This is a genomic window from Syntrophorhabdus sp., from assembly GCA_012719415.1.
In the GTDB taxonomy this organism is placed as follows: Bacteria; Desulfobacterota; Syntrophorhabdia; order Syntrophorhabdales; family Syntrophorhabdaceae; genus Delta-02.
In genome coordinates this window covers 1-7,252 of record JAAYAK010000141.1, presented here as the reverse complement: position 1 = coordinate 7,252, position 7,252 = coordinate 1, and the positions used below count along the sequence as shown (strand labels likewise).

Sequence of the window (7,252 nt, the reverse complement as noted above, 5' to 3'; positions counted from 1 at the left end):
TGAAAAGGGGTGCGGCAACAACATGGTCTGGAGCGGCAACTTCTATCCCCGCACCGGCTGCGATTTCAAGAACACCAACGTCGGGCTCTGCGAGACCGGCGGATGCGGCGACCAGCTGCACTGCAAGACCGGTGTCGGCGGAGCGCCTCCCAAGGGCCTCGCGGAATTCCGCTTCGATCAGAACGGCAACGATTTCTATGACCTCAGCTTCGTCGATGGCTTCAACCTGCCGATACAGATCAAACCCACGGCGATCATCAAGAAACCGCGCAACGACAAGTACGGCTGCGGGGTCTCGGCCTGCAAATTCGACTTCGTCCAGGAAACCAACGTTAAAGACGAGACATCTTGTCTAAACGACCTGAAGGTCCGCAACGGACGCGGGACCCTCGTGGGCTGCACCAGCGCCTGCCAGGCATTCGACGCGGGTCACGCGGACCGGATGGCCAATTCCAAGTACTGCTGCACGGGAAGCTATTTCGGTCCCGCGAACCGCAACGATGCCGGCAATTGCCCGTCCACATCGTATTCGGACTTCTTCAAGAAGAAATGCCCCGACGCGTACGCCTGGCCGCAGGATGACAACAACAGCACCTTTTCCTGCGTGGCCACCGCGTATGAGGTCACCTTCTGCCCGTAAGGCGACAGGTGGTCTCGTCTCGGTATTGCATGGCATGGCAACCGACACCAAACCGGCATCGCCATTTCGATGCCGGTTTGGTGATCTCCGACCAAGGAACATGATTTGCTGACCCGGCACACATCTTTCAAGGTCATCGCGACCTGTCTGCTGATCTCGCAGGCCCTGTGCCAGACCGTCGCCTGGGCGGGGCCGATGACGCTGCCCACTATCATCGCACCGGGGCAGTCTTCCAGCGCGGGCGCGACATCCGCTCCGTCGGAGCCGTCGGGCGGGGCAGGGCCGACGGAGCCGGACAAGCCGCTCAGCAACATAGGGAGCGGCGAACAAACCGCAATGGCGGGTGCCGGCACCTCCGAAACTCCACTGAAAGCAGAGGCGAGCCCCCTCGATTTCAAGATCAGTCCCGATGGAACCGTCGCCACCATTCTGTTCGACAGGGAGAGCGTGCAGGCGATGCGTGACCTCATCTCGCAGCTCGAACAGACGGGTGCCCTCGGCAAGGTCAGGGGCATCGTTTACTCCGCCGGCGGCTTCACTCCCATGCTCATCCTCATGGGAGAAAAGGAGGAACTGCACCAGAAACTGCTCCTCCTGAAACGCTTCATACCCGACCAGAACCAGGCGCATATGATCGTCATATCAGCGAGTCTCCGTGAACTGAGCGATGACGACGCGATGAACGTAGGTCTGACCCTGGGTCCGGATATCATCGGCGCGACGATCTCGAGCTCCGCCGGGATGCTCCTGCAGTCCTCGGAGTCTGCCCAGTATTCCTTCTCGGGGTCGGCGGACCTCAATGCCGTCTCCTTCGCGAAGATCGCCCAGCTCAACCAGGCCCTTGACAGGAGCAAGGTCCTCGTCTCCAGCGAGGTCTACACCCGCAACGGCCACAAGGCCCTCCTGACGAACATCCAGCAGGTCCCCATCTTCAGCACCGACTTCAATAACAACGTCATGACATCCTACCAACAGCTGGAGACCAGCGTGGACGTCATACCCACCACGATCGACTACAGAAAGGACAAACCCGACGAAAGCCAGGTCCGCGTCGACGTGCTCGTGAAGATCAGCGTCGTGACGGCGAACCACACCTACAACGCGTCGACAACGGCCCCCGAATACACGACGAAGACGTTCGCCACCACGAGGGTCCTCAAGGCGAACAACGCGCGGTACGTCGTCGGCACATTCGTGAACGATGCCGAATACAAGGAGCAGGTCGGCCTTCCCCTGCTCTCGAAGATACCCATCATAAAATACCTCTTTTCCCGCGAAGGGACACGGATGGTGCGCAACGTGGCGATACTCACCCTCGCCGTGCGGCTCATCCCGATGCAGCTCAAGGACCTGACGATCGACGCGGAGCACGTCAACCCTCTCGAAGAGCTCTACAAGAAAAAGGGCAGTTTGAAGGACGCGAAGTAGAGAAAACGGTCGCAGGTCGCAGATAGGACCAATAGGACAAAATAAGACCTATAGGACATATTGGACTTATAGGACAGAATAGGACGTATAGGACGTGGTGAAGTGCGATCGCCGCCCACTGCGGGCAATCGGTCCGTCCTATAGGCCCTAAGCGTCCTATGGGTCTTATTGGTCCTATACGTCCTATCCTGTCCTATTGGTCCTATCAAAGACCCCTCTCCCCGCCCCTCTGACCTGCCTCATCATTTTTCCTCATCTTTATTAACTATAAAATTGACAAGAGAAATACAAAAATGGTAATAATATCTTTCTGTTCAGGCAATGTTGCTCAGGTCTGGTGTAAGAGGAAGAGGGTAATCAAAGGATAGCAAAATGGATGAAAACCTCGACATGATACGTCACAGCGCGTCGCACCTGATGGCACAGGCCGTCAGGGACCTCTATCCCGGGGTCCGCGTCGCCATCGGTCCCTCGATAGAGACAGGATTCTACTACGATTTCGACTACGAACCGGGCTTCACGGAAGAGGACCTGCCGAAGATCGAAAAACGCATGAATGAGCTGGCCGCCGAGGATATCCCCATTGAACGCAGGGTCGTCAAGAGGCAGGATGCCATAGCCATGTTCAAGGAGATGGGTGAACCATACAAGGTGGAGCTTCTCGAGGCCATCGGCGACGACGAGGTGAGCATGTATACCCAGGGCTCCTTCACGGACCTCTGCCGCGGGCCTCACCTTTCCTCGACGGGCAAGATCAAGGCCTTCAAGCTCCTGAGCCTCGCCGGGGCGTACTGGAGGGGGGACGAACGCAACAAGATGCTGACGCGCATCTACGGCACCGCATTCGCCGACGAGAAGGCGCTCAAGCAATACCTCACCTTCCTCGAAGAGGTGAAAAAGAGAGACCACAGGAGGATCGGGAAAGACCTCGACCTCTTCAGTGTATCCGACGAGGTCGGCGCGGGGCTCGTCATATACCACCCCAAAGGCGCTCTTCTTCGCTGGCTCCTCGAGGATTTCGAACGCAGGGAACACCTGAAAAGGGGTTACCAGTTCGTCGTCGGCCCCCACATACTGAAGATGGACATGTGGAAGAAGTCGGGCCATTTCGAGAACTACCGCGAGAACATGTACTTCACGAAGGTCGACGAGGTGGAATACGGCATCAAGCCGATGAACTGCCTCTCCCACATCATGGTCTACAAGTCGCAGGTGAGGAGCTACCGCGAACTGCCTCTGAGATACTTCGAGCTCGGGACCGTCTGCCGCCACGAAAAGTCCGGCGTTCTCCACGGTCTCATGAGGGTCAGGGAGTTCACTCAGGACGATGCTCACATCTTCCTTCGTCCCGATCAACTCCACGAGGAGATCCTGGCCATCATCCGCTTCGTGCAGGACGTCATGGCCATCTTCGGTTTTGAGTTCGAGATGGAGATAAGCACGAGACCGTCAAAATCCATCGGGAGCGACGAGGATTGGGAAAGGGCCGAAAAGGCCCTCAAGGAGGTGCTCGACACCGAGGGCCTGCCTTACGATCTCAACGAGGGTGACGGCGCCTTCTACGGACCGAAGATCGACATAAAGCTCAAGGACGCCCTGGGGAGAAAGTGGCAGTGCGCCACCATCCAGTGCGATTTTGCCCTCCCGGAGCGCTTCGATCTCCATTACACCGATTCAGACGGCGTGCGGAAGCGCCCCGTCATGCTCCACCGTGTCGTCCTCGGAGCCCTGGAGAGGTTCATGGGCGTTCTCATAGAGCATTACGGAGGCAAATTCCCCGTCTGGCTCGCACCCGTGCAGGTCGTAGTGATGAACATCACCGACGACCAGGCACCCTACGTGAAGAGTATCGCCGATGCACTCGCGGGCGAAGGCATTCGGGTCGAAACCGACCTGAGGAATGAAAAACTCAGTTTAAAAATCCGCGAAAGTGTGGTAAAGAAAATCCCCTATATGGTAATTGCGGGCAAGAAGGAAATGGAGAGCAATACTCTCACCGTCCGCGTGCGCGACGGAGGCGAGCTCAAAGATATCGGGCTTCAAGATTTTGCGGACCGGGTAAAGGATGAGAATATAACCAGGAGGTGAGCCCTATAGCAGGAAAAGACTACAAAGACATCAGTATCAATGAAAGGATCCGGGTTCGCGAGGTGCGGCTTATCGACGAAAACGGAGAACAGTTGGGCATCGTTCCCACGGTGGACGCCTTGAGGCTCGCGAGGGAACGGGAGCTTGACCTTGTGGAGGTGGCGGGGAAATCATCTCCGCCGGTCTGCAAGATCATGGATTACGGGAAGTACAAGTACCAGCTTTCGAAGAAGGCCCAGGAAGCGAAGAAGAAACAGACCCTGATCCAGATCAAGGAGATGAAGCTGGGACTCAAGATCGAGGAGCACGACTTTCAGTTCAAGATGAAGCATCTCAGGGGGTTCCTCGAAGAGGGCCATAAACTGAAGATCATCATCATGTTCAGGGGACGGGAGGTCCTCCATGTTGACATGGGTGAGAAGCTGGCGCAAAAGGTTATAGATTCATTGAAAGATGTGGGGGAACTGGAACAGAGGTCCAGGTTTGACGGCAGAAACATCGTAATGATTTTCGCCCCCCTGTGATCATTGAAGGAGGTTCACATGCCAAAGATAAAGACTCATCGGGGGTTGGCGAAGCGCGTGAAGGTCACCGCCGGCGGCAAGATCAAACGCGCAAAGGCCTTCCACAGCCATCTTTTGTCTTCGAAAACACCGAAGATGAAAAGAAGGCTTTCAAAGGCGGACACCATCCATCCCGCGGACGCGAAGAGGATCAAGTCATTAATACCCTATCTATAGAAAGATCCAGGAGAGGTACAAGACCATGCCAAGGGCAAAACGAGGATTCAAGGCAAGACAGAGAAGAAAGAAGATATTCAAGCTTGCGAAGGGCATGACGCAGCGCAGGAAGAACGTGTACAGCGTGGCGAAAAGAAGCGTCTTCAAGGCGCTCAAGTACGCCTACGTTGGGCGCAAGGAACGCAAACGGGACTTCAGGTCCCTGTGGATCGTCCGCATCAACGCGGCCTGCCGTTCCTATGGCATACCCTATAACCGCTTCATCAACGGGTTGAAGGTCGCGAACATCGCCCTCAACCGGAAATCGCTCGCCGACATGGCCGTCAATGACCCCGCGGGATTCGGCGAGGTGGTGGCTAAGGTCAAGGCAGTGGTCACGCATTAGGGTGGCGCTTGGACATAAGCGGACTGAAAGAGAAGATAGAAGGCGAAATATCCCGGATCGGGAACATCGAGGACCTCAAGCGGGTGAAGGTATCCCTTCTCGGGAGAAAAGGGGTTGTCGCCGACTACCTCGATAAGCTCAAGACGCTCGACAAGGACCAGCGCCGCGATGCCGGCAAGGCCATCAACGAGATCAAGACCTGGGCGGACCTCAGGATCGGTGAGCTGGAAAAGCATTTCGACGAGATCGAAAGACAGAAGAAGGAACGGGCCTCGCTCATCGATATCACCATGCCTGGAACCGCCCCGCTTTTCGGAAGAAAGCATCCCATCACGCTCACGCTCGAAGAGATCATAAGGATCTTCGGCTCCCTTGGTTTCGCCGTGGCGGAAGGCCCCGATATCGAGGCGGAATACTACAATTTCGAGGCCCTCAACATCCCCTCGGACCATCCGGCCCGGGACATGCAGGACACATTCTACATACGGCCCGGTGTCGTTTTGAGGACCCACACCTCGCCCGTGCAGATACGCACCATGGAAGCACAGCTGCCGCCGGTGAAGATCATCGCGCCCGGTTCCGTCTACCGTTGTGACAATGACATCTCCCACACGCCGATGTTCCACCAGGTCGAAGGGTTGATGGTGGATAAGAACGTTCGCTTCTCCGATCTCAAGGGGATCCTGAGCATATTCATCCACGAGATGTTCGGACCCGACACCCCCTTGCGGTTTCGCCCGAGCTATTTTCCTTTCACGGAACCGTCCGCTGAAGTGGACATAGGCTGCGTGATATGCCGGGGCGCCGGCTGCAGGGTGTGCAAGGACACAGGCTGGCTCGAGATACTGGGCTCGGGCATGGTCCATCCCCAGGTCTTCCGCAATGTCGGTTACGACCAGGAGGAGATCACAGGTTTTGCCTTCGGCATGGGGGTCGAACGCATAGCCATGATAAAGTACGGTATCGACGATATCCGTCAGTTTTACTATAACGACATCAGGTTTCTTTCGCAGTTCTGAGGTGAGATCAATTGAAGGTACCCATCGAGTGGCTGAACGAATTCGTTGTCATTGACATAGAGCCTGAGGATCTCGCCAGGCGGCTCACGATGCGCGGGCTGGAGGTGGAAGGCATCGAGAGGCTCACGCCGCGTTTCACCGGGGTCGTGGCTGGCACCATAGCCACGATCGAACCGCATCCCAACGCCGACAACCTCTCTGTCTGCTCCATTGACACGGGAAGGGAGAATCTTACCATCGTCTGCGGGGCGCCGAACATCTCCGTCGGCGACAGGGTTCCGCTGGCAACCGTGGGCGCCACCCTTGACAGGGAGTTCGTCGTCGGCAAGCGCAAGGTGCGCGGTATCGAGTCATTCGGGATGCTTTGCTCCGAGAAGGAACTGGGCATTTCCGATGACCATAGCGGTATTTTCATCCTGCCCGATGATATCAGTCCCGGGAGCATCCTTGCCGATCATCCCATTTCTCACGACACGGTGCTCGATGTCAGCGTCCCTCCGAACCGTGGTGATTGCCTGAGCGTCCTCGGGATCGCGCGGGAAGTGGCCAGCATACTGAGACAGAAGGCGAAGTTGCCCGGTTTCGAGCTCAAGGCCGATGCCGGGGGATCGGTGGAAGACGAGATAGCCCTTCATATATGGGACACAACGGCCTGCCCCCGCTACGTTCTCAAGCTCATCAAGGGCATAACCATCGCCCCCTCTCCTTTCTGGATGAGGCGAAGGATCACGCGATGCGGCATGAGGCCCATCAACAACATAGTGGACGTGACGAACTACGTCATGCTCGAACTCGGCCAACCGCTCCACGCCTTCGACTTCGAGCGCCTCGACGAGTCGAGGATAGACGTGAAAGTGGCCGGCGGACCATCGACATTCCGTACCCTTGACAGCATCGACAGGCCCATAGAGGCCGGGGACATCCTCATCTGTGACGGCTCCGGACCCGTGGC

8 protein-coding genes are annotated in these 7,252 nt (G+C 56.9%); all 8 read left to right on the top strand.

Going from position 1 to position 7,252, the window contains the following annotated elements:
• Window positions 1-640: thaumatin family protein (locus GXX82_09005; GenBank protein NLT23172.1), on the top strand; the 640-nt coding region annotated here is incomplete at its 5' end.
• Window positions 641-745: 105 nt separating this feature from the next.
• Window positions 746-2,068 carry a hypothetical protein gene (locus GXX82_09000; GenBank protein NLT23171.1) on the top strand — a complete coding sequence of 441 codons (1,323 nt, stop codon included), beginning with the start codon at window positions 746-748 and terminating at the stop codon, window positions 2,066-2,068.
• Window positions 2,069-2,440: 372 nt separating this feature from the next.
• Window positions 2,441-4,156: a threonine--tRNA ligase gene (thrS, locus tag GXX82_08995; protein ID NLT23170.1), complete on the top strand. Its 1,716-nt coding sequence runs from the start codon at window positions 2,441-2,443 to the stop codon at window positions 4,154-4,156.
• A gap of 29 nt (window positions 4,157-4,185) precedes the next feature.
• Window positions 4,186-4,680 (top strand): translation initiation factor IF-3, encoded by a 495-nt coding sequence (locus tag GXX82_08990; protein NLT23169.1) that lies wholly within the window; start codon window positions 4,186-4,188, stop codon window positions 4,678-4,680.
• Window positions 4,681-4,698: 18 nt separating this feature from the next.
• On the top strand, window positions 4,699-4,896 hold the full coding sequence (gene rpmI / locus GXX82_08985) for a 50S ribosomal protein L35 (protein ID NLT23168.1): 198 nt from the start codon (window positions 4,699-4,701) through the stop codon (window positions 4,894-4,896).
• Between the two features lie 25 nt (window positions 4,897-4,921).
• A complete protein-coding gene (gene rplT, locus GXX82_08980) occupies window positions 4,922-5,281 on the top strand; it encodes a 50S ribosomal protein L20 (GenBank protein ID NLT23167.1) in 360 nt (119 codons plus the stop codon).
• Window positions 5,282-5,289: 8 nt separating this feature from the next.
• Window positions 5,290-6,300 (top strand): phenylalanine--tRNA ligase subunit alpha, encoded by a 1,011-nt coding sequence (pheS, locus tag GXX82_08975; GenBank protein NLT23166.1) that lies wholly within the window; start codon window positions 5,290-5,292, stop codon window positions 6,298-6,300.
• Window positions 6,301-6,311: 11 nt separating this feature from the next.
• Window positions 6,312-7,252, top strand: a 941-nt coding sequence (locus GXX82_08970; GenBank protein NLT23165.1) for a phenylalanine--tRNA ligase subunit beta, incomplete at its 3' end; no start/stop codon positions are given.

Coding starts and splice junctions, on each gene's coding strand:
- thrS (NLT23170.1), top strand. CDS start 2,441: ATGGATGAAAACCTCGACATGATACGTCACAGCGCGTCGCACCTGATG.
- rpmI (NLT23168.1), top strand. CDS start 4,699: ATGCCAAAGATAAAGACTCATCGGGGGTTGGCGAAGCGCGTGAAGGTC.
- rplT (NLT23167.1), top strand. CDS start 4,922: ATGCCAAGGGCAAAACGAGGATTCAAGGCAAGACAGAGAAGAAAGAAG.